This window comes from Luteolibacter sp. Y139, from assembly GCF_038066715.1.
GTDB classification, from domain to species: domain Bacteria; phylum Verrucomicrobiota; class Verrucomicrobiia; order Verrucomicrobiales; family Akkermansiaceae; genus Haloferula; species Haloferula soli.
In genome coordinates this window covers 86,869-110,873 of record NZ_JBBUKT010000006.1, presented here as the reverse complement: position 1 = coordinate 110,873, position 24,005 = coordinate 86,869, and the positions used below count along the sequence as shown (strand labels likewise).

The window sequence follows — 24,005 nt, the reverse complement described above, 5'->3', positions numbered from 1 at the left end:
GGGCGGAACGGCTGGGTCGGGTAAACGAATGCGGGATCCGGTTCTCTGCCGCAAGGCACCGCCGGTTCCCTGGTTAGAAAACACGGGCGACCCCGTCGCCACCTTACATCGACTGATACGGTCCGGAAAGCCGGGGTTCGCCCCAGCCTACGGAGAAGACAAGGCGAGGGACTCTCTGTCCCGAGCGGATACGGGCGTGCCGTCCCACACAAGGCATACCCGTGCCCGGATCTCTCGCCGAGCCTTCACTTCCCCATGGTCTGTCCCACGCCCATGGAACCGGAAGAGCCCTAGAGGTCACCTGCACCTGTCACCCTAACACACCCAGCCATGAAAACCAGCCGATGCGCTGCCCTTGCGGTAGCCGCCCTCGCTTGCTGCGCACCTGTTGCGCACGCGCAATCCACCGAGCCCTCGATCCCGACGGGCACGCTGACCGCCACCCCGGTGATCGTCCAACCGGGAACCAAGCCCAACTTGAAGTGGGCCATCACCTACCCTTCGATCGTCCAGGATTACACGGACATTGAGGGAGGAAACACGGTCAATCCCACCGAGGACCTCTACGTCGACATCCGCATCCTCGGTGCCGGCGTTACCGTCGCTTCTGGTAATAGCTACACCTTCGTGCCGACCCGCGCGGAATTCAGCTACGATGGCGGCACCTACAACGAAATCTTCTACGGCACGAACACCAACGTGCAGCCGAGCAAGATCGTCAAAACCCAGCTGGTGCAGAAGAACAAGCGCCTCCGCTTCGGCGGCAAGTACAAGTATAACAATGCTTGGGGCCCCTACTTCAACTCCCAGAGCGGCACCCAGAACGTCCGCACGCTGGTCAATGGCGACGTCCCTCCCTCGAACGTCCCGCAGTACAATGCCCCGTCGCTGGAAAGCTTCCTCAAGCCTTACCTCGATAGCAACGGCCGCGTGAAGATCGGACCGATGGACGTGATCGTGTTCATGGAGCTCACTCACTACGACAACCAGATGAGTGACCCGGGCTACGACCTTCAGGACATGGTGATCCTTTGCACCTTCCGCACCAAGTAATCCGCCAACCCCAACTCCACGAACACCATGAGATCGCCAATGATCGTTCTGGGTGCGGTTGCCGGGATTCTGATTCCGCTCGCTTCTGCACAGACACCAGCGCCTGCACGCCAGCCAATGACCGATGTGCCCACCCACGATGACATCGTGGCTGCAAACCGCATCGCCAGGGAGAAGACCCCGGCACCGGTCTTCAATCCGCCCGAAGGCGAGGATCCCTCGGTCGTCAACCGGCCTCAGGATCTGCTCTCCCGCTCGGATCTCTTCAGCTACCTCGGCCTCGCCACGCTCGTTCCGAAGAATGCGGTGCTGCACTTCCCCAAGGAGCTTGAGAGCCGGGGCGGCTTCGCGGAACAATCGAAGTTCGTCCCATGGATCGATTTCTATGCGGCGAACCGGGGCTGGATCCGCACTGTCACCGTCTCTCGTGCGCAGGCCATGGGCCAAGAACCGCTGGACGAGGAAGTCGTGAAGTCCTTTGCCAAGGAGAAACGCCTTGTGGTGGCTACCTATCAGGAAGGTCCCATCTCGGTGAATCGCTACGAACCTCCCGCCCCCAAGACCGCTGCGGTGCCCGGCAAGGCACCGGCTCTCGCAACCTCCACTGCTGCCAAGCCATGAAAAAGCTCCCATTCATCATCTCCGCTGCCATGGGACTGCTGTCATCCCCACTGATGGCAGCCACCACCGGCTCCACCTTCACGAACTACATCCGCCAGGTCCAGATCGAGCCCAGCAAGCCTCAGAGCCAGTGGGTCCAGTGGGACATGCAAAACATTGCTGCCTCCGGCGAAAGTCTTTCCCCGCTGGTCATCAATCCGGGCGGCGCACGCTTCGAGCTGTGGACCGTGAAAGGCACCACCCCGCCCGTCAGCTACCTGCTCGATACTCGCTACGTCAGCACGTACACGCCGATCGCCGGGGTGACGATCACCTCGCAAGACCCCTACGCCACCATTCCACGGACACGGGCTGACAAGCCCTTCACCGTGAAGGTGACGGTCCAGGGCCTGATCGCCGACGCGGGAGCTCCGGATGGCGCCAAGAGCGTAACCCTTCTCCAGCACATGCAGTCCTACGGCACCGCTGGAACCGGCGTGGGCATCGACCGCACTCAGGCAACACTGCTGGGGACCCAGTCCTTGACCCAGAATGCCACGACCACTCCCTACACCTACACCTTCACCACCAATTCGATCCCCGGAGCGGATCGCTCGAAGGTCCGCGGTGAGCAGCGCTACTCGGTCTTCTCGGTGGCGGACTATCAAGCACCCGCGTCGCAACTGGCATCCCAGTTTGTCCAGATCTGGCCTGTGCCGAATGGCTCCATCACCGGTGTCACGAGCGGCCAGATGGTCCGCTTCCAGATGCCGACCCTGACCTTCAGTGTCACGGACGTCTATCCCGGCTCCAACATCATCGCCCAAGCCTACAAGGGCCCGGCGGTTCTCAATACCACCGGCATCACGATTCCCGGCGGAGGTAAGAACTATCCTTCCGAGACGGTCCCCGTGAACCATCTCTATTCCGTGTCCACGTTCAAGAACGTGTTCGATTCCGATGGCCAGTGGACGATCGAGTTGCTCAGCGACTCGCCCTTCGGACTGGAGCGCCTCGCTTATGTTACTTTCATGCTGGATAGGACGATTCAGATGAACGGATCGGTCACTACTGTTGACTGACCCCGTTCATCTTCCCCTCTCACGGCAAGCTCGGGTGATTTGCCTGCCGTGAAAGGGACCTCGTCCGTGTAAACAGTGGCCGGGACACTCCTGTCCCGGTTCGTTACAGGGGCATCTCGCTCAGGGACTGAAGCGGGATGCCCCTGCTAATTTTTTAGCGGAAGCGTGTTTCCACCGGAAGCGCCGGTCTCCAGACCGGCCATGAGGCAGAGGGAAAACCGACACTCGGAATCCAAGCTTCCACCCCGCCGCCGGATAGACCTGGAAGCAAACTGCTCCTCGCCTACATCGTGCTTGAGGGATGACAGCGACCGGACTCTACCGGCGGTAGGCTCCCCCTGTAGCGACGCAGATGCGACTCATGGCGATCCTTCCGGTGCGCTCAATTGAATTCCCCCCGGGACTCCCACGCCTCTTTGGCTTCGATGCGCCACTTGTCTCCTTCGGTTTGCTTGTCGATATATTCTCTGAAATAACCAACTCCGAAATTGCCTTGGAAATTCTTGCGCAGCGTCACCACCTCATACTTCGGCACGCCGTCCGTCCCCTTGTAGCTGATGAAGCACATCACCTGCCCGTTGTTTTCGGCGCGGCCCGAATCCTCAATGGGAACCACCTTCGAAACGGTCAATGACTTCGGATCCACCATGGGCCATTTTTCTTCCGTCCGGGAAGCCTTGGCCAGTTCCCGCAAGTCGCGAAAGCTTCCACCTCGATCCGCTTTGGCGAAGGTAATTAGCGCGTTTTCCGGCGTATTGAGGGAAATTCTTACTCCGGCAAATGTCGGGGTAAAATGGAGCGCGATGGAGAGAACCGACAGGCCGATGGCGATATAGCTGACCAAGCGAGGGGAAGGATTCATAGCTTGCGGCTACTATGCGCCCACAGGGGCCGGAGACAAGCAGAGGCTTTCAGACTACCAAAGCTCTCACTACTTGGAGTCCTTGAAACTTGGATCCACCATCCACGGTGAATTCAAGTTTCAACGATCGTCGTGATCGATGATGGTACCAGGTAAAACTCCCGACATGGGGAGGTAGGCAATCACGGCATTCATTACATAGCCTGATGATGAGCCACGATGCATCCAAGGCATCTTGCCTTGTCGGCATCTGATGGCTCTCGCGACAAACCCAATATCGTCGCGAAATTGCCAACCCACCTAACAACCCAAGTAATGAAACACGCATTCAAAGAAGCGCATGGCGGAGCCATGGCCGGTCCTGCGAACGAACTCATGCCACGCTCCCGGAAAAGCGGAACCGCGCGAGCCTTTCTGACCGCCCTCGCCATCGGCGCCTGCGGCAGCCTTGTCAGCCCGGCTTCCGCCATCGGAGCCGGTGATGCCGACACCATGTTCAATGGCTTTAACAGTGCCTTCCTCGTGAACGGCAACTACTACAAGACCAAGATCAACGGCAGCACCTTCGACGAAGGCTGGACCGGAGCCATCGACATCATGATCGCGCAGGACGCCTTTGAGCGCACCGGCAGCATCACTCACAAGAACCTCGTCAACGCCCTCTGCACCACCTTCCTGCAGAAGTTCCCGCCAGGCTACGAGTGGGACGGCTGGAACGACGACATCGGATGGATTTCCATCATGCTGGCCCGCGGCTATCTCATCACTGGCAATGCCGACCTGCTCTACAATGCCCGCGTCCCCTGCTTCGACATGGCCTGGGCCCGCGGCTGGGATACCCAGTACAATGGCGGCGGCATCTGGGAGCAGCAGCCGAACATGACGCCGTCAGGCCAGACCATCGACAAGCAGGCGCTCTCTAACAACACCATGGGCAAGGCGGCCTGCCTGATCTACATGGGCAATCACGACCAGTGGTACCTCGACCGGGCAACCCAGATCTATGCTTGGGTTCGTTCCCACCTCTATAACACCTCGAACGGTCAGGTTTACAACGGTGTCGACCGCAATGGCAACGTCAACACCAGCCGGAACGTCTACAACCAGGGCACCTTCGCCGACTACGCGAACTACCTCTACCAGATCACTGGCAACGTGATGTACTACGACGACGCCAAAAGGGCGCTCGACTACGTCAAGGGAGCCTCGTGGTACAACAACGGCATCATGACCGGTGGAGGCACCAATACCTGGTCGGACGAGTATGCGCGTGCCCTCGGACACTTCTGCCGGGATAACCGCCAGTGGGGCACCTATCACAGCTGGGCCCTCGCCAATGCCAACGCTGCCTGGAGCAAACGCCGCACCGACTACAACATCACCTGGAGCGACTTCACCCAGCAGACGCCGAACGACAACAACATCATCACGAACCGCTTCTGCGATGCCGCGGCGTGGCTGCAATTCACACCCGTCAGCATTCCCAGCAACATCTGGGGCCGTCACACCATCGTGGGCATGAACAACATGGCCATCGATACCACCGGCCTGACCGCCAACAACAGCGTCGTCAAACTCTGGGGACTCGGCCCCAGCCAGAACCAAATCTGGAACTTCAGCCAGAACGCGGACAACTCCTGGAACATCGTCAGCCAGGCCAGTTGGAAATCCATGGACGTCCCCGGTGGATCGACCGCCAACGGCACGAACATCATCCAGTGGACCCCGAACCGCGGCGGCAACCAGCGCTGGTGGGTGGACCTCCAATCGGATGGCACCTACAAGATCTGGAACCAGCAAACCGGCGCATCGCTGGATAGCTCCAGCACCACCACCAATGGCACCTCACTGATCCAGTGGGGCTGGAGCGGTGGTCCCCAGCAGCGCTGGAAACTCCAGTAAGCGAAGATCGAATGCGAGACACCGCCTGCCTTCCCGGGCGGTGTCTCCTCACTCGCACGCGAGCCATTCACGAAACATGACGAAGAAACCGATCATCCCATTGGCAGGAGGCATCGGCCTGCTCCTCGGTGTTACCCTACTTTGTTGGCAGAAACCAACACCGGCAGGAATGGTTCATGACGGCTCGTCTTCCTCTTCGAAATCCGTAAACAAGCGAACCACCAGCACAGTCTCCACCGAGAACTTGTTAGAACGGCTCGCGACGTATGCTGAAAACAACGAATCGTTCGACAGGGAAACGTTTGCCACGTTGATGGCCAAATTGCTGCAGCTCGACGCGAATGCGGCCGCACGTTTCGCGGAGTCGCTTCCCGCCGGACAGGCTCGCGACGAAGCCCTCCGGCGGCTTGCCCGGGGACTTGCTGCCCGCGATCCCGAGCGGGCCGAACAATGGGCCTCAAGCCTATCCGATATGACCGAGCGCTCGTCCGCACTCGGAGACGTTTGCTTCCAGATTTCCCAGACGGATCCGGGCGAAGCGGTGCGCAAGTATGAGCACCACCACCTCGACGGAACCTCGAGCCTGCAACTCGATACTCTCGTCCAACAATGGGCCGGACAGGATTTCTCCGCTGCCGCAGCCTGGACCCTTGCACGGTCCGCGGGTCAGCAACGCGAGCAGCTGTGCACGCGGCTGGCCATCGTCCAGTCGGCCACCGACCCTGAGAACGCAGCGCGCCTCGTGCTGGAGCAGATTCCCGAAGGATCGAACCAGACGGAAGCCTTGATCTCGGTGGTCAATCAGTGGGCGTCCCGCGATCGGGAAAGCGCCTCCACTTGGGTCGCCCTCTTCCCCGCCGGTCCTTTGAAAGAAAGAGCGGAAAATGAACTTTCCCAACCCGGCAGTCTCCGCTGACTACGGAACCGGCGCAGAGACAATCCGGAAGAACCGCCTGTCCGAACTTCCGACCGGAAAGCGCAGCACCCACGCCTCCGCACCATTACTCACCACCGTTGCACCCGCCATGGCAGAGCCCCATGTGACAAGCTCTGGTGAACTCTCGACCGACAGGCTCGCGCTCCGGTCAAGCCGGCGAGGAATGCTGAGCTGAATCGCGCGGTCCGCTCCGCTTCCCACCATCCCGGACGCTACCGGCGGCAACAAGTCGGCGACCTTCGGACGAGTACCGAAGACGAATTCCTGAACGTTTTTGATCCCGTCACCATCGGCATCCTCCTCGGGGCCATTCAGTGCGACACCGGACAATTCCTCATTCTGCCACTGCGCATAGGTCGAGGTAGGCGGCACGCTATGGGTCACGGCGGACGATTGCATGAGGAACGGAGTCCCCGTCGAATGGATCGAACCCACCACCACCTGTGTCGCGTCCTTCGCGTTCCAGCTGATCGCGGTGGGATTCAGCGTATCGGACAGCGGCCACGTCCATGACGTCGCGCGGAAGAGCGTCCACTCATTCCCCGCCCTGCCGCCGAAGCCCCACACATAAGCAACGGCGCCGACCGTGAAAGGCGCGGCATTCGAGGTCACCGTGTATTGGCTCGTGAAGACCTTCGTTGTCGCGTTGTAAACCGTCCGCTGGGCCGCACTCCAATTCGCGGCCCACTGCGACGTATTCGCCGTAGTCGGCGTGAAGCCGGAGGCAAACACCCCCACCTCGAAACGGAACCCGCCATCCATCGGCGTGCCATCACTGCCGAGATTCACCGTCTGCGCGTCGCAGAACCACCGCAGCGTCCTCGCTTCCATCGCCTTCGTGAGAACCATCACGAGGATCAGGCGAACAACGAGGGCACGCAGGGAAAACATCAGGCAGTGGAGTCGTTCAGGAGACCGGGCGGCGGCGCCAGAAAGTGAAGAGCAGACCCACCGACGCAAGTAGCAAGGAGGAAGTCTCCGGCACCGTGTAGGTCTGGATGTCGTAGTTCCCCGGATTTGACGCGGAGCCTGCGCCGGCGACCTGGCCCTGGCCTCCATAGACAGGAGTATCCCCCGGCCTCAGGTCTGAGATCGACCACTGCGTCGGCAGCCGGTCGTCGCAGCAATCGGTCTCGAGAGGAGCGGTCGGCATCACCCAGCTATCGCTGCGGCCCAGGAACCACTCCGTGTTCGCCGACATCGTCGCTGAATTGAAGATCCACACGTAGGCCTCCACGTCGGAGAAATTCATCCCCAGGCTCGCCATCGGATCGCTGCTGGCACCGCCCGCCACCAAGTCCGCCGTGCCGGTGAAGCTGCCGAACTCGGCGACATAGGTGGCCACGCTGAAGGTACGCCAGTTCGAGGCCCACTCGCTCATGTTTTGCTCGGTGGGGACGAAGCCATTGGCGAAGGCACCGAGTTCCACATGATAGCTGGAGTCGATTTCCTGGCCTTGGCTATTGACCGTCGAGGAAAGCACCGGGCTTCCCCAATTGATGGTCACGGCCGTGGCCTGCGCGACGGCGAAAAGCAGGAACGCTGCCGCCGCTTGCACTGCTGGATGAAGTCTCATCGGAGTAAGGAGTGAGGGATGGTTCTCAGGGCTGCCAAGGACGGGTCACCTTGTGGGATGGCAGCGGGTTGCTCAGTTTGAGGAATGCGCTCGTGTCGCGTTTGAAGAGAAGGGCGTTGTCCTGCACCTGGAGCGTCGAGTCGCCCACCTTCGCCCAGCGTCTCAGCGTCGTCGACGCATTGACCAGCCAGTAGGTGTCATAGCCCGAGGCATCCGGCGTCGCATCGCCGCGCCACAGGAAGATCTCGTCCGCCTTCTTGAAGTCGCGGTCACCATAGAAGCCATTCCCGATCGTCATGCCGCGCGAGAACGGTGACTCATCCAGCGGATAACCGCCCCGCACCAGGTTGTTGCCAGCTTGCAGTGGCATCACGAAGTCATTCGAGCGGACCTTGCCATAGGCCAGCAGCGAGCCTGGCGTATTCAGGCAGGTGACAAAGGTGCCCGCGCCCGGCGGCACGATCGTCGCCGTGTGGTCGGACATGCTGCTGTCACCCACGCGCAGCCAGCGCTTCGTGCCGGCATCGTCATAGAGCCAGTAGGCCGTGTAGACGCCATTCGCAAAGGTCTGCACCTGATCGGCCGTGTCTTGGCTGCCAGTCGCCGTGAAGGCAGCGACCGGGAACATCTCGCCGAGCGACCACTGTTTGCGGATCACGAAGCTGTCGCCAGCCAAGCTCGCGGGCAATGCCCCCGTCAGCGTGTTGAACGGCCCGGTCTCCGAGAAGAGATCCGAATCATTCGCCAGCGCAAGCGTGCCCACACCCGGGGTCGTCACATCTAAGCGGTGGCCAGCCCAATCGCCAGCGGTGACTTCGAGGTAATACGACGAGCCGGAAGGCAAGACCGTCGCGAGATTCACACCAGCCGCGGAAGTGCCCAGCGTGATCTGCTGGCCATTCACCGCATCGATGACCCCGGAGAATGGCGGGCAGGACACGAACGGATTGCCATAGGTGCGGCAGCCACTGCCCAGGCTCGTGGCGGTCCAGCCGCCGACTTCCGTCACGGCCACCGCCTCGGGCGTGCCATTGTGATCCGCATCCAGGCTCACGCGCATCCGGACGAAGCCGGAATTGATGAAGCCCGTCAGCGATTGCAGGTCGAGAATGCGCACCGTCTCCGAGCCATCACCATTGTCGGTCACGGTGAAGTTCGCGGGAGCCAGACTCACCGTCGTCCATCCACCCGGCGAGAGCGTGAGACTGGAGATCGTCTGCAACTGATAGGTCACATCGGTCGCTCCGCCTGCGGTGCGGGTGTAGACCGCATCGATCGTGCCATTATTGGCGAGCGAGGGCACCAGGCAGAACGGATTGCCCGCACCGCTGGCCGGATCGAGCGCGAAGGCGTATTCGATCAGGTTGTTCGAAATGTCGCCATCCGGGTTCTGCGTGGGGCTATTCTGGCCACCCAGCGGATTGCCGGCCTGCCATTCCGTGAAGGTGTTTGGCGTCTTGAGCGAGCGCTCCAGGAAGTTCCGGCCCGTCACCGTTCCACCAGCCGTGAGCACCACCGGCGTCACATCACCGATCGTGTCGGGATCACCGCCATCCACGTCGGACACACTGATATAGCCTGCCGGCTGCAGTTGGACGATCACGTAGTTGCCCGGTGGCAGGTTGCCAAAGGTATAGGCTCCATTCGCCCCCGTGGTCGTGGAAGCAATCACCGCATTGTTCGTGTCGAACAGTCCCACGGACACACCCGCAATGCCGAGATCAGGGGCACCATCACCATTCGTATCAGCCTGGACGAAGCCGCTGATGCTGCCCGGCAGGAAGTAGCCGGTATTGCCAGCGGTGACATCCACTCCGGCAGCCGCAGTGACGCTCACCGTGTCGGATCCTTCCTTGCGAATCGAGCCAGCCGGGATCGCCGTGCTGCTGTCGATCACATCCACGATCGTCTGGCCCGGAGGCACTGGGGCACTCCAGTTGCCATTGGCCAGCGTGAAGACCGTGAGGATCTGGCCGGTGGAAGTCGTGATGCGCACTTCCACCCCACCGATGCCGGGCTCACCCGCATCCAGATCGCCATCGCCATTCGTATCGGCATACACCCGACCGCTCACGCTGCCCGCGAGATAGTAGCCATCATTGCCTCCGAAGTTCGAGGTATTGGCCACCACGTTCTCGGCCGGAAGAATGGTCGGCTCGGTGCCATCGGTCAGCACATAGGCACCGGTCGGGAAGTCCGGATCATTCCGGTCCACCACCACCGTGGTCTCACCCGGCGGCACACTGGCCGTCCAGTTGCCGTGCTCATCGCTTTGCACGATGACGGTCACCCCGTTCGAATTGAGCACCGACACGCTGATATCCGGCAGGTTCGGCTCGCCCTCGTCTTGGGAGCCGTTGCCATTGGCATCAATGTAGAGGTGACCGGTCAGGGTCGCCGGGAAGAAGAAGCCCACAGGCGTTCCCACCTTCGTGACGTTCGGCTCCGCATCGAAGCTGGTCGTGATCGCCCCCTGGGTCAGGAGCGCCCCCGCCGGATACTCCGGATCGGTCGAGTCCACCGTGGCGGTCGCCGGACCCGGAGGCACCGTTGCCTTCCAGTTACCCGCGCTGTCCGTCGTGACGCGCGTGGTATTGCCATTCGAATCCACGATCACGATGACCAGGTCGAGGTTCGCCAAGTTGCTCTCTCCTCCTTGCTGTGAACCATTGCCGTTCGTATCGAGGTAGAGGTGACCGCTGATGAAGGCCGGCACGAAATAGGCCAGAGTGCCTGCGCTCGTATTCGAGCCAGCGACTGCGGTGACCGTCGTCACCGGCTGCCCCGTGGTGAGCGCACCGCCCACCGGGAAGTCCGGATCATTTTCATCAATGTCGATGAGCGTGGTGCCCGGCGGCACGGTAGCCGTCCAATCGCCGTTCTCATCCGTGACCACGGTGATCACCGTGCCGGTCGAGGTGGCCACGAAGACATTCACGTTCGGCAGGTTCGGCTCGCCCTCATCCTGCAGGCCGTTGCCATTCACATCCTTGAAGAGATGGCCGCTCACGGTCGCCGGAAGGAAGAAGGCCGTGCCGGGCACCGTGGTGGTTACGCCGGAAACCACGGTCACTCCCGTCGGATCCGAGCCGGCAGTCACCACCACCCCGGGTGGCAGGTCGCCGCGATCCACGGTCACCACGGCATTGCCGGGGGCGATGCCTGGCGCGGTCCACTGCCCGGTGCCATTCGTCGTCACCACGGTCACCACGCCATTCGAGGCAGTGATGGTCACGTCCACGCCGGACAGGCCCAGCTCGCCGCTGTCCTGTACGCCGTTGCCATTCTTGTCGTCGAAGAGCGTGCCCGTCAGCGTTCCAGGGAAGTAGTAGCCGGTGATCGCCACGGATGTCGGCGAACTCGTCACCGCGGTCACGGTGGAGGTCCCACTGCCCTGCGTGCGGACGTAGCCGGCGGTGAAGACCGGATCGGTCTCCAGCACTAGCGAGGTCGTGCTGCCCGCAGGAACGCTTGCCACCCAGACACCTTCGCTGTCCGTCACCACATTGCGCTGCGCGCTGTTCACGTCGGTCACACGGACCGTCACTCCAGCCAAGCCGGGCTCACCCGCATCGCGGACGTTGTTGTTGTTGAGATCCACGTAGATGGTGCCGGTCACCGAGGTGGCGATGTAGTAGCCATCGGTTCCCGCGCTGAGGGTTTGGCCTGCCAGTGCGGAAACGCTCGAAGGATTCGTGCCTTCCGTCTGCACCGCACTGCTTGGGAATCGTGCATCACCCGTCAGCACCAGCGCCGAGGTCGTGCCCGGTGGAACGGTCGCGTTCCAGTTGCCATCGGTATCGGTCAAGACCACTTGGACCGCATTGAGCGAATCCGTGACCTGCACCGGGATGCCGGACATCGCAGGCTCCGTCGGATCCTGCATGCCGTTGTTGTTCACGTCGTAGTAGAGGTGGCCACGAACGATTCCGAGGACGCGGTAAGCCAGCGTGCCCGCGGGAGTGTTCACATCCGCCACCGCGTTAACCGTCTTCGGATCGGTGCCGGTGACCAGCGTGCCACCCAGCGGGAAGTCCGGATCGTTCTTATCCACCGCCACGAGCGTGGTGCCCGGTGGCACCTGGATCGCCCAGTTGCCGTTCGCATCGGTGGTCACCGTGGTCACGGTGCCATTGGAATCGGTCACAATGATATCGACGCCCACCATCGGCGCATCGCCGGGGCCTTCCACACCATTGCCATCGTTGTCGACGAAGAGATGGCCGCTCACGGTCGCGGGCAGGAAATAACCATCCTTGCCCGCATTCGAAGTCACGCCCGCCACGGCAGCCACCGTGCTCGGATTCGTGCCCTCGCGCAGGATCGAGTTGGCGGGAATCACGCCATTCGCGTCGGTGACCAGCACGGTCGCGATGCCGGGCGGCACGCTGGCCGTCCACACGCCGCCGGTGGTGGTCACCACATCCTGGATCGCCCCCTGACTATCGGTGATGCGGACGGTCACGTTCACGTAGCCGCTCTCGCCCCCTTGCTGCGAACCATTGCCATTCGTGTCGGCATACACGATGCCGGTGATAGTGGCCGGGAAGAAGAAGCCAACCGGAGCCGTCACCACGACCTGCGTCGCCGTCGGATTCGCGGAAGTCGGATCGGCACCCGAGGTGCGCTGCGCTCCGGTCGGATACTGAGGATCGCTTTCGAGCAACTTCGCTTGGGTCGATCCCGGCGGCACGCTGGCGGACCAGAAGCCATTGCCATCCGTGGTCACCGTCTGGCTGACATTGTTGCTGTCGGTGACCACCACATCGAGATTCGCCAGGCCGGTCTCGCCGTTATCCAGCGTGCCATTGCCATTCACGTCGAAGAAGACACGACCAGTCACGGTGGCGGGGAAGTAGTAGCCTGCCTTGCCCGCAATCACGGTCTCACCTGCGATGGCAGTCAGCGTCTGTGGATCGATCCCCTCTCGCAGCACACCACCACTCGGGAAGGTGCCATCCTGATTGATCACATCCACGATGGTGTCACCCGGAGGAACGCTCACCGTCCACACGCCGGATGCGTTCGTGATGACATCGCGCACCACCCCGAGGCTGTCGGTAATGCGAACGGTCACGCCGCTGAGGCCGGGCTCGCCGCTGCCTTGCGATCCATTGCCATTCACGTCGCGATAGATCGTTCCGGTCAGTTGGGCAGGCAGGAAGTAGCCGTCATTGCCAGCGCTGACCGTGGTGCCTGCCACCGCATTCACCGTGGATGGATCCGAGCCTTCGATCTGAGTGACACCTGCCGGGAATTGCGGATCGAGTGTATCGACCTTCGCAACGGTCGTGCCCGGTGGCACCGCGATGGTCCACACCCCATCCGGACCCGTCACCGCAGTGCGCGGGTTGTTTAGACTGTCAGTGATGAGAATGGTGATGTCAGCAATCCCCTGCTCACCCGCATCGCGCACGCCATTGCCATTCGTGTCTGCATAGAGCAGGCCCGTGACGGTCGCGGCCTGGAAGAAGCCCACCGTCGTGGTGGAAGGCACATTCACACCCGGCGCTGCGATCACGAAGGAAGGATCGTCACCGGCGGACTTCGTCGCACCCGCCGGGATCGCCGGGCTGGTGTTCACGATGTCCACATCGGCGCGGCCCGGAGGCACGGTCGCCACCCAATTGCCGCTCGCGTCCGTGGTGACGGTCTGCGAGTTGCCATTCACGTCGGTGACCAGCACGTCTACGCCTGCCAGGCCCGGCTCGCCGGAATCCTCGATGCCGTTGCCATTGAGATCATTGAAGATGTGGCCGCTGATGGTGCCGGAGCGATAGAATCCATCATTGCCCGCAAAGGTATTGAGCCCGCCCACTGCGGTCACGAAGCTCGGATCAGTGCCATCGGTCTGCGCGTAGCCAGCCGGATACTGCGCATCATTCTCGTTGATATCGATCTTGGTATTGCCCGGAGGCACGGTGGCGATCCAGTCGCCAGTCGCATTGGTCGTGACCGTCTGCACGTTGTTGATCGCGCTGGTCACGAACACATCCACACCCGCCAGGTTCGGTTCTCCGCTATCCTGCTGGCCGTTGCCATTGGTATCGATGTAAAGGTGGCCGTTCACCTGCGCCGGCAGGAAGAAGCCGACCGGCGTGCTGCCCGTCGTGGCACCTGCCACGGCGGTGAAGTTCGTCGTGACAGCACCCTGCGTGACCACATAGCCCGTGGGATACTCGGGATCCGTGTTGTCCACCGTCGCCGTCGCCAGTCCCGGAGGCACCGTCGCACTCCAGTCGCCGTGCGAATTCGTCACCACGGTCTGCGTTTGTCCGCGCGAGTCGGTCACGAGGATGTTCACGTTCGCCAAGTCGTGGACCACGAAGTCCTGGTTCCCGTTGCCATTCAGGTCGAGGTAGAGGTGACCGGTGATCACGGCCGGCACATAGAAGCCGAAATTGCCCGCACTCGCTGGACCGGTCACGGTCGAAGCGGTCACGGTGGTCAGCGCGACACCCTCCGTCTGGATCGAACCGGTTGGGAACTGCGGATCGGCTTCATCGATATCGATGAGCGTCTGACCCGGCGGCACGCTGGCGCTCCAGTTGCCGTTCGAGTCCGTGACCACGGTCTGGGTCACTTGGTTCGAATCGGCGACGAAGACATTCACACCCGGCAGGTTCGGTTCGCCCGAGTCCTGCTGGCCGTTGCCATTCACATCGCGATACAGGTGCCCGGTCACGCTGGCCGCCTGATAGAAGCCGATGGCGGAGCCGGCCGGAGTATTCGTGCCCGCCACTGCGGTGATGGAAATCGGATCCGTGCCCGTGGTGCGGGTGGCACCGCTCGGGATCTGCGCGTCGGTGTCATCCACGTCCACGATCACTGTGCCCGGTGGCACGCTCGCGGACCAATTGCCGCTCGCATTGGTCTCGACGAATTGGATGGCGCCGAGGCTGTCGGTGACCTTCACGGTCACAAAGCCGAGACCCGGCTCGCCGGAGTCCTCGATACCATTGCCATTGAGATCATTGAAGAGGTGGCCGCTCACGATGCCCGGGAAGTAGTAGCCGGTGATCGCCACGGACGTCGGCGAACTCGTCACCGCGGTCACGGTGGAAGTGCCGGTGCCTTGCGAGCGAACGTAGCCGGAGGTGAAGACCGGGCCGCTCTCCAGCACCACCGAGGTCGTCGTGCCGGGTGGCACGCTGACCACCCACACCCCATTCGAGTTGGTCACCACCGTGCGCGTGGTGTCATTCACATCGGTGACCTGTACGCTCACATCGGCGATGCCCGGTTCGCCCGAGTCGCGGACGTGGTTGTTATTCAGGTCGCGATAGATCGTGCCGGTGACGGAGGTCGCGATGTAGTAGCCGTCGATGCCGCCGTTCACCGTCTGTCCCGCGATCGCGGTGACGTTGTTCGGATCGGCGCCTTGGCTCTGCGTGGAGCCGGCGGGGAATTGCGGATCCAGCGTATCCACCTTCACCGAATAGGTGCCGGGAGCCACGCTCACGGACCAATTGCCGCTCGCATCGGTCTCCGTGGTGACAGTGCCGGAAGGACCGCCGCTGAGGGTAACGGTCACGCTTCCCAAGTCCGGCTCGCCGGCACCCTGCGCGCCGTTGTTGTTCACATCGATGTAGAGGTGACCCGTAACGATGCCGAGGATGCGGAAGCCGACCTTGTTGGAGGCAACCGTCTGGCCTGCCGCGGCGATCGCGCTGCCCGGATCGCTGCCCTGGCTCAAGGTGCCGCCCGCCGGGAAGTCAGGATCGGAACGATCCACGCTGAAGTTCAAAGTGCCCGGTGGCACGCTCACGGTCCAGTTGCCGCTCGCATCCGTGACCACCACGCGCACCACGCCGAGGCTATCGGTCGTGGTAACGTTCAGGTTGGCCAAGCCGGAATCACCCGCGTCTTCCACACCGTTGCCGTTCGCATCGCGGTAGACGTGGCCGGTGACGGTGCCTGCCTGATAGTAGCCATCCTTGCCCGCATCCGTGGTGGCACCCGCAAGCGCGGTCACGGTCGTCGGATCCGTGCCCTGTGTGCGGACCGATCCCGCCGGGATCGCTGTGCTCGCATCATCGATGTCGGCGATGGTCGTGCCGGGCGGCACGCTCGCGGTCCAGTTGCCCGCGCTATCCGTGGTCACGGTCTGGATCGCACCCAGGCTGTTCGTGATCTTCACCGGCACTCCGGCAAGTCCCAGTTCGCCCGAGTCCTGCACGCCATTGCCATTCACATCGCGATAGATGTGGCCAATGATCGTTGCCGGAACGAAGTAGCCGTCGATGCCACCGGAGACCACCTGAGCGGCCACCGCGACGAAGCTGGTCGGGTCATCGCCCTGACGCTGCACGCTACCCGCCGGGAAATCCGGATCGGTCGTCACAACCTTCGCGGTGCCACCGCCCGGCGTCACCGTGGCGGTCCAGTTGCCGCCACTGTTAGTCACCACCGTCTGCGCCACGCCATTGCTGCCAGTGACGAGGATGTCGATGTTCTGCAGGTTAGGCTCGCCCGAGTCCTGCACCGAGTTTCCATTCACATCCAGGTAGAGGTGACCGGTCACGGTCGCCGGGAAATAATAGCCGTCCTTGCCGCCATCGGTCGTGGCACTCGCCACGGCGGTCACCGTATTCGGATCGGTGCCTTCCATGTGGATCCCGCCGGTCGGGAAGGTCGCATCAAGCTCCAGCACATCGATGATCGTTGCGCCGGGCGGCACGCTCACGGTCCAGATGCCGCTCGCATTCGTGGTCACATTCCGCACCACGCCGAGGCTGTCGGTGATGCGGACGATCACACCTGCGAGGCCGGTATCGGTGCCGTTCTCGGTATTGTCGCCCATCACGTCGCGATAGACCTTGCCGGTCACGATCGCCGGATAGAAGTAGCCGTCATTGCCCGCACTGACAGTGCCGCCGGCAGCGACCGCCACTTGTGTCGGGTCATCGCCTTCGGTCTGGGTCCAACCAACTGGCAGCCCAGTCTCATCCACATTCGCGCTGATCAGGCCCGGTGCCACGCTGGCGGTCCAATCGCCGTTCGCATTGGTGAAGACGTTCTGGGTCGCGTTGTTGCCGTCGGTGACGACCACGCGGATGTTGTTGAAGTTCGCCTCGCTGGCGGTCTGCTGCGAGCCGTTGCCATTCACATCGCGGTAGATGTGACCGGTCACGGTGGCTGGCAGTTCTTCCACGAAGTTCGCCAAGCCACTGCCACCCGCGGTGAGCACCAGGGCCACTTGATTGACCGTTCCGCCATCGCTGTCGGAAACGTCGAGGTACCCGGCGGGCTGCGTCTGCACCACCACATAGGCGCGCGGCGGCAGACCGGTGAAGGAGTAGCTGCCATTCGCGGCAGTCGTCGTGCTCCCCACCTGGACGCCATCGATTGGATTGCCGTCGCCATTCGGATCGGTGAAAAGCCGCAGCACCACGCCGGCGATGCCGGTATCGCCGACGTTGTCGTTGTTGTTATCGGCCAGGACCGTGCCCGTGATGCTGCCGAGGCTCGCATTCGGCACGAAGCCGAAGTCGATCGTGTTCTCGGTCTCGTTCGCGGAAATCGTGATCGTCGGGCTGACCACCGCGGCACCGGAGGCGGTCTGGATGCCGTTGTCGTCGTTGTTCACCTGATTGTCCGTGGTGACCGTCAGGGTCGAGGACAGCGGCGAGGTGACGAGCGTCCCATTGCCCGCGAAGTTCGCGGCCGGGATGTAGATCAGATACTGACCCGTCGGCACATTCGCGAAGGAATAGACACCGCTGATGTTCGTGAACGTCGTGCGATACGGCGTGCTGACGCCCGGAGTGTCAGTCGAGCGATAGAGCTGGATCGTCACGTTCGCGATGCCCGACTCACCGGAGTCGAAGATGCCATTGTTGTTCGTGTCGGCCCACACCGAGTCCCCGATCGTGCCAGCCAGCGTCGTCGCGTTCGAGTCGAGGAAGTCGTTGGCCGTCGAAGTCTGCGAAGCCACCACCGTCACTGCGATCCGGTTGTCGTTCGGCAAGGTCTTGTCCGCCGTGCTGAAGAAGCCGGAAGGATCAGTCTCGACCACCACATAGCTGCCCGGCGGGATCAGGTTGAAGGCGTAATTGCCGATCGAGCCACTGACCGCGCTCGTCGTCGCCGTCAGGTAGAGTGTGCCATCGACCGGATCACCGTCGCCATTCGGATCGGTGTAGAGGTCGATCGTCACACCGCTGATACCAGCGTCTGGATCCGTCAGGAGACCGTTGGCATTCGTATCGTTGCGGACCTGGCCGGTGATGTTCGCGTAGAGCGCGGGATCGATGTATTTGTCGAGGAAGTTGCGGCCGGTGGTCGCCGTCAGCGTCGTGAGCGAAACCTTGATGCGGTTGTCGTTCACGCCATCGATGTCGGTCACGCTATTGTAACCGGTCGGGTCGGTCTCGACGACGACGTAGTTGCCAAGCGCAAGGTTCAGGAATTCATAGCTACCATCCGCCAGCGTGTTCGTGATCGCCAGCACCGTGCCATCGGAAGGATCGCCGTCGTTGTTCGGATCCGAGTAAAGCGTGACGCGCACGTTCGACAGCGCGGTATCGCCACCGCCGAATCCAGCGGTGCCCTTGTCCTCGAGCACCAGGCCCTTGATCGAGGCCGCCGCGGTCACGATCGTCGCGGTGCTGCTGGAGGCGGGAACGGCACTGCCATTCGAGTCGGTCGCATAGTTCACCGCCGCAACGTTCGTCGCCGGGTTTGCTTCACCCTTCACCTTCAGCGTCACGGAGATGGTCTGCGTGGCATTCACCGCGAGGCTGCCGCTGCCGGTGATGTCATTCCACAGCAGGCTGCCGGAGCCGACGGCATTCGGTGCGAGCGAGGCGGTGACGTATTCGAAGGTGTCGTTGCTGAAGAGATCTTCCAGCGGCAGGTTCGGGATCGCCGTGGTGCCGTTGTTCTGGATCGCGATACTGAAGACCACGTTGTCCCCCTTCCCTGCCGTGCCGGAAGTCGGGCTGGTCACTGTCTTGGTGACCTGCAGGCGCGGGCGGTAGATGGTGACGTTCGCGGAGCTGTTGGAGCTGGCGGTGCCGGCCGTGACAGAAGCGGAGTTCGTGACCGTCGTGCCGGCGGCATTCGCGGTGAAGTTCAGGTAAATCTCGGTGGAGCTGCCGATGGCCAGCGGGCCGACATTCGACCAGGAGATGGTGCCGCCGGAAACGCTGGTCGGTGTGGTGGTCGCGGACACGTAGGTCAGGTTCGCCACCGGGAAGGTATCCGTGACGGCCACCGTGCTCAGCGCGGTGCCACCGGTATTCACGATCCGCAGGCGATACTGCAACGCGTCGCCCACGTTTGCCTGACCGTTGGGCGGCGAAATCAGCGTCTTGCTGATCGAGACCCCATCGACTGCAGTCGGAGCAGGCACCGTCGCCGTGGCGCTCGTGCTGTCGTTACTATCCGTCGCGTCGGTGTAGACCACGTTGATGACGCTGCCCGTCGGCGCGTAAAGCGAGCCGTTGTTCTGCGTCGGCGATCCGGTCGATGTAGCAGGCACCACGGCAGTGAAGACGCCTGTATTCGGCCCGGTCTCCGTCAGCGTGACCGTCTCAGAATCACCGCTGCTATTGGTCAGCGTGACGGTGATCGTCTCTGCCAGCAGCGTGTTCTTGTTCTTGTCGAGGTCGGTCACGCGGATGCGGATCGACTCATTCGCCGCATAGGTCGTCGTGCGCGTGCCACCGGCATTCAGGAACTCGGTCGTCGAAGGCGTGCCGAGGTCGAGGAAGCTCAAGGTCACCGTGGTCGAGCGCGTCGAGGAAATGACCGGCGAGGTTTCCAAGCCTTCCTTGGCGGTTCCGGCGATCGTGTAGAGACCGGTGCTCACACCCGTGCGCCAGACATACTCGAAGGTCTTCGTGGCACCCGTGGTCGCCACCACGTTCGACGCATTGAGTGTGGTGGTGATGTCATCGGTGTTGCTGTCCTTGGCATCGATCACCAGATCCATACTGGTAACGTCATAGGCACCGAAGGGGTCACCCGCGGTCGCGCGAACATACACGGTCTGGCCATTCGCCGGGCTGGTAACCAGCGTGCCACCTGGATAGGGAGCATCGTAAACTCCGATCGAATCCGTGTGGATCACCGTGTTGGTCGGGATCGAAATCAGCGAGTTCTTGGTATTGAGATCATAGTCGACGCGGAAGGCGACACCTGGCACTGCCGTCGTGATGTCCAGCGTCAACGCCTGCCCCGCGGGAATCGTCACCGCACTCGCAAGTGCCGGGAAGGTGAAAGAAAGCGTCGGGGAGCTGGCTGTGGCCGAGCTGACCGTAGCCACGGTAGTGGAGCCGTAGCGCAGCGTTGCCGATACCGGGACCGTGCCACTCAAGCTGCCAGCGGAAGCCGTGTAATACACCGTCCCGGTCATTACCGAGCCGGAGGGAATCGTAAGACTCTCCGCAAGAGTCGGCGTCTGCGTGAAGCTCAGCGTGGTCGGCGTGCCACTTGCGACCGCGGGCTTGATCGGAACCGCGATCGCACCCCAACCGTCGGCCGCACTCAGCGTCCAGGCAAAGGCAGCGCTGTTACCATCCCCGGCGCGGCTGCTGCCCACGCTGCGGACACCGTCACCGGTGCCGCCCGCATTGGCATTCCAGATCGCCGTCGCCGCCGTGCCCGTCGGCGTGGCAGTGCGGGAATCATCGACCGCACCTGTCACGAACACGAGGTCACCCGTCGCGCCACCGGCCGTGATGGTCATGGGAGTCGTCGCCGCGGCAGCGGTCACCACCGTGCCAAGCGGCGTGGTCTGGTTCACCCCCGTGAAAGTAGTCGCCGCCAGATGAAGGGCATCGGCCGAAGAGAAGGCAGTCATGTTCACCACCACGTTGGCGGTGACGGCCGGTGGGTTCACCAGACTCCAAAGCTCGGCGACCGCTTCCTGCGAGGAAGGTACACGCGAGACCCGGGTCAGCGCGACGCCATTGAAGGTGACCGTGTTGATGGTCATGCCGGCGGTGCTGTCGTCCTCGTAGTTCACAGCCACCAGCAGTAGGCGATTGGTGCCGCTGACCGTATGGCTCATGCTCACGCTCGCGGTGCTGCCAACCAACGGACCATCATAAGCTCCCAGCGTCGGCGTGCCCGCGGCCACTGACACCGGGGCCTGGATGTCCGAAGTAAAGGCCGGTGTGGTGTCGCCGGAGATCGCCGGGCTGATGCGGTCCAGATCCTGGTCCGGCGAACCCACGCCATCCGTGCTAAGGTAAAGGTACTTCGTCGCGGAAGGCGTGCTGATCGTGGCATTCGCCGTCGCCGTGTCGCCGAACACCGGATCATTGTAAGTGACCGTGAGACCATTACCCGCGAAGACATTCAGCGTCCCGTCATTCGGATTGGTGCCCGAGGCGGACGACGAAGGGAGCGCCGTTGTATTGCGGAAGACACCAGTATTCACGCCGGTCTCGGTGAGCGTGATCGTTTCATAGTCACCCGTGGTCGGGTTTCGCACCGTCACCGTGACGGTCTGAACCGTGGTGCTGCTGGTGTTCGCATCCGCATCCGTCATCTGAACGTAGATGCCATCGCCCGCGGCATACGCCGTGGTGGCAGTGCCGCCCGAAAGGCTGAAGATGATCTGCGCCTGAACGCCGCCACTCGGAATGATGATGCTGTTCGAGGAAGTGACGCCCGCATAGGACGTGTTCACCGTGTTCACGAGCGTTCCTGTCCCATTGACGGTCGCACGATACTTGAGCGTCGTGAGCTGGCCGCGGGCCAGGATCGGAATGTTGTAAGTGGTGCCGCTGGAATCGAATGGGAAGGCCGTGACTCCCGAACCGGTATTGTCGGCCACGGCCACGCCATCGCGCGAGGAACTGCCCGCCACATAGACGAGCTTCGTAGAGAAGGTATCGATCACCGCGGTATTGCCGAGCGCGACGAGGCCCGCATTGTCCATGGTGATGGTGTATTCGAGCACGTCGCCATTGCTCAGCCCGGTGGGGCTGTTATCCACCGCGATGGTCGAGCTCTTTCGAATGATCGGCACGGGGAACGACGGGATCGTGGTGCCCGCATCGAGGTACGGGTTGCCGGGACCTGCGGTGGCGGGATCCTGCCCCCACGCGCCCGCGATCAGCGTGCCATCGACGGTGTAGACGCGCATGCCGGTCTGGTCTTTGTCCGGATCGAAGAGGCGCATCACCTCCAGCGCAGCGACCTGATAGGAAGCATCGCACTTGCCACCGAGCGGATCAGTCACCGAGCCCACACGATCGCCGTTGTAGTCCACGTAGATGGTCGTGTTCTTCGTGGCAGTCACCCACACCGGGTTACCGTTCACCGTGATCGTGCCCGTTTCCGAACTGCCCGGACCCCAACCCAGCGACAGCGTCGTGGTGAGGTCGGACTCCTGTACCAGGCTGAAGCCCCAGTCATGCACGTTATTCGCCGTGGGTTCCGCACCCACCGTCGCAATCGCATAGAAGGGCTTGCTCGCCGTATTGATGAAGCTCGCCCCGGACTCCTGCGGCATCAGGTAGATGTAGTTGCTCTTCGCCGGGATGCTGATCGTGCTGGCTCCCACGCGGGTGGTCACGTTCACCGAGATCGCCGCGCTGTCCGGATTGTAGAGGAAGACGTAGGTGTCATCGCCGTTGGAGGCCGTGCCCACCGGGCTCCAGTAGCGGGTGCCCCACAAGGCCGTCGGCGCCACCGTGTACCAGCGCGTCTCGTAGTTGCCACCGATGTCACCGGTGATGATCTGCGTCTGCACCGGCTTCGAGGCCACCACCGTTGCGCCTCTTAGAAGTCCACGCTCGAGGTAGTAGGTCTCACCCTGCCCCAGCGTCACCGTCGTATCCACCACGCCGTTCGCATCCTTGTCGATCTGCACCGTCGTGCCTGCTTGCGAAGCCTGCACGAAGAGCGAGCACAGCTCGAACATCGACGCCGTCGCAGGCGTCGGGAAAATCTCATTCTCACCCACCGGAATGATGAAGCTCGTCCCCCAGTCGACCGTCGCATTCACCTCCGTCGCATCCGCAAGTACGGCACCTGGAGTAGTTGCCCAACTCGAGCGGGTCATCACGATCCCACGCGTCGCGCCCACGCGGTCGCGGCCATCGTAGAGAAAGGACGTGGGATTCCGCGGTAGCGTGATCAGGTTCCGCAGCGCCATCACCGCGCCCGCAGGAAGCCCGTTCGGATCGCTCGCAAATCCCGGTGGCTTGCCGTTTGCATCATTGCCATCACCCCAGACCTGCGTCGTCGACTGGGTCGGGCTATCGAGATTGACTTCATAGCCATCCTCCCAGTGGTCATACACGATCTTCGTGCCACTGACGGCCGCCACCAGCGAGATGGTCGTGTCCATCGTGGTGCCCGTGTTGCTCGCCAGCGCCAGGAACGTCTGGCGAATCTGCGCCTCGGGCATCGGCACGTAGTACTCCTGAACAATCGATTGGGAGAAAGCGCTACCCAGTCCCAGCAAAGCCAGAACGGGATAAATCAAAGCGCGGGCTCCTGCGAAAGCAGTCCGGGATCTCATGGGCGGGATGGGAATCTAGAGGGAGGCACGCACCCGAAAGATCCCCTTCCCCGTGGACACAGCTCTCCCTCATCCGAGGGCCTGCGGCACCGGTCGAACCTCCCGAAAGCGTGCTTTCTGGGTGAATCAGCAGTTGATGTGGCCTCGGGGAGAGAGCAAAAGTAACGCTCGTCCAATTACCTAACTCACGCAAAACGTCAACGTTTTGATACCTTAAGAATGCCCATTTCTTCAATGTATGCAAATCACACGATTCAGTTGATTCACGAAGTTGCAAAAGGCCTTCTTGTCTAACAAATTCTCCGGTCTCCATGTGTTGCAAAAGGCCGCCTGGGCAGTTCGCAACGTCGGACTCACAACCACCGGGCAGCCCCAAATTCCAACCTCAGCGAAGGTCTCTTCCACACGCCGAATTGCTTCAGAAGCACCTCCACCATCGGCAGCCTACTGCTCCCTGCCGAAAAGCTCATTCAGCGCCTCGAACACAATCGCCTGAAGTACAACAAAAA

The 24,005-nt window shown here is 62.2% G+C and carries 9 protein-coding genes; 5 read left to right on the top strand and 4 right to left on the bottom strand.

The genetic code is table 11. The features are described 5' to 3' along the window. The first annotated feature begins 330 nt into the window (after positions 1-330). From WKV53_RS16025 to WKV53_RS16015, 3 genes are all read left to right on the top strand, one after another. Positions 331-1,053: a hypothetical protein gene (locus WKV53_RS16025; RefSeq protein ID WP_341405787.1), complete on the top strand. Its 723-nt coding sequence runs from the start codon at positions 331-333 to the stop codon at positions 1,051-1,053. A gap of 117 nt (positions 1,054-1,170) precedes the next feature. Continuing rightward, positions 1,171-1,674 (top strand): hypothetical protein, encoded by a 504-nt coding sequence (locus WKV53_RS16020; RefSeq protein WP_341405786.1) that lies wholly within the window; start codon positions 1,171-1,173, stop codon positions 1,672-1,674. Further along, positions 1,671-2,735 carry a hypothetical protein gene (locus WKV53_RS16015; protein WP_341405785.1) on the top strand — a complete coding sequence of 355 codons (1,065 nt, stop codon included), beginning with the start codon at positions 1,671-1,673 and terminating at the stop codon, positions 2,733-2,735. The genes WKV53_RS16020 and WKV53_RS16015 overlap by 4 nt, the downstream gene beginning before the upstream one ends. Before the next feature lie 382 nt (positions 2,736-3,117). On the opposite strand, the gene WKV53_RS16010 is transcribed toward WKV53_RS16015, so the two are convergent. Then, the gene (locus WKV53_RS16010; protein WP_341405784.1) at positions 3,118-3,597 is read right to left on the bottom strand and encodes a hypothetical protein; all 480 of its coding nucleotides are present in this window, start codon (positions 3,595-3,597) and stop codon (positions 3,118-3,120) included. Between the two features lie 315 nt (positions 3,598-3,912). Here WKV53_RS16010 and WKV53_RS16005 point away from each other — a divergent pair, with 315 nt between their 5' ends. Together WKV53_RS16005 and WKV53_RS16000 are read left to right on the top strand one after the other, a co-directional pair. Beyond that, entirely contained in the window at positions 3,913-5,499 is a 1,587-nt protein-coding gene (locus WKV53_RS16005) for a glycoside hydrolase family 76 protein (protein ID WP_341405783.1), read from the top strand. 76 nt (positions 5,500-5,575) lie between these two features. Further along, positions 5,576-6,415, top strand: a complete 840-nt coding sequence (locus WKV53_RS16000; protein WP_341405782.1) for a hypothetical protein — start codon at positions 5,576-5,578, stop codon at positions 6,413-6,415. On the opposite strand, the gene WKV53_RS15995 is transcribed toward WKV53_RS16000, so the two are convergent. Genes WKV53_RS15995 through WKV53_RS15985 form a run of 3 tightly spaced genes read right to left on the bottom strand, consistent with a single transcriptional unit; the run spans position 6,416 to position 23,496 of the window. Continuing rightward, a complete protein-coding gene (locus tag WKV53_RS15995; protein WP_341405781.1) occupies positions 6,416-7,327 on the bottom strand; it encodes a hypothetical protein in 912 nt (303 codons plus the stop codon). It abuts the gene before it with no gap. Positions 7,328-7,343: 16 nt separating this feature from the next. Further along, positions 7,344-8,012 carry a PEP-CTERM sorting domain-containing protein gene (locus WKV53_RS15990; protein ID WP_341405780.1) on the bottom strand — a complete coding sequence of 223 codons (669 nt, stop codon included), beginning with the start codon at positions 8,010-8,012 and terminating at the stop codon, positions 7,344-7,346. Between the two features lie 25 nt (positions 8,013-8,037). After that, positions 8,038-23,496, bottom strand: coding sequence for an SdrD B-like domain-containing protein (locus tag WKV53_RS15985; RefSeq protein ID WP_341405779.1), 15,459 nt, complete (start codon positions 23,494-23,496; stop codon positions 8,038-8,040). Positions 23,497-24,005: the final 509 nt, after the last annotated feature.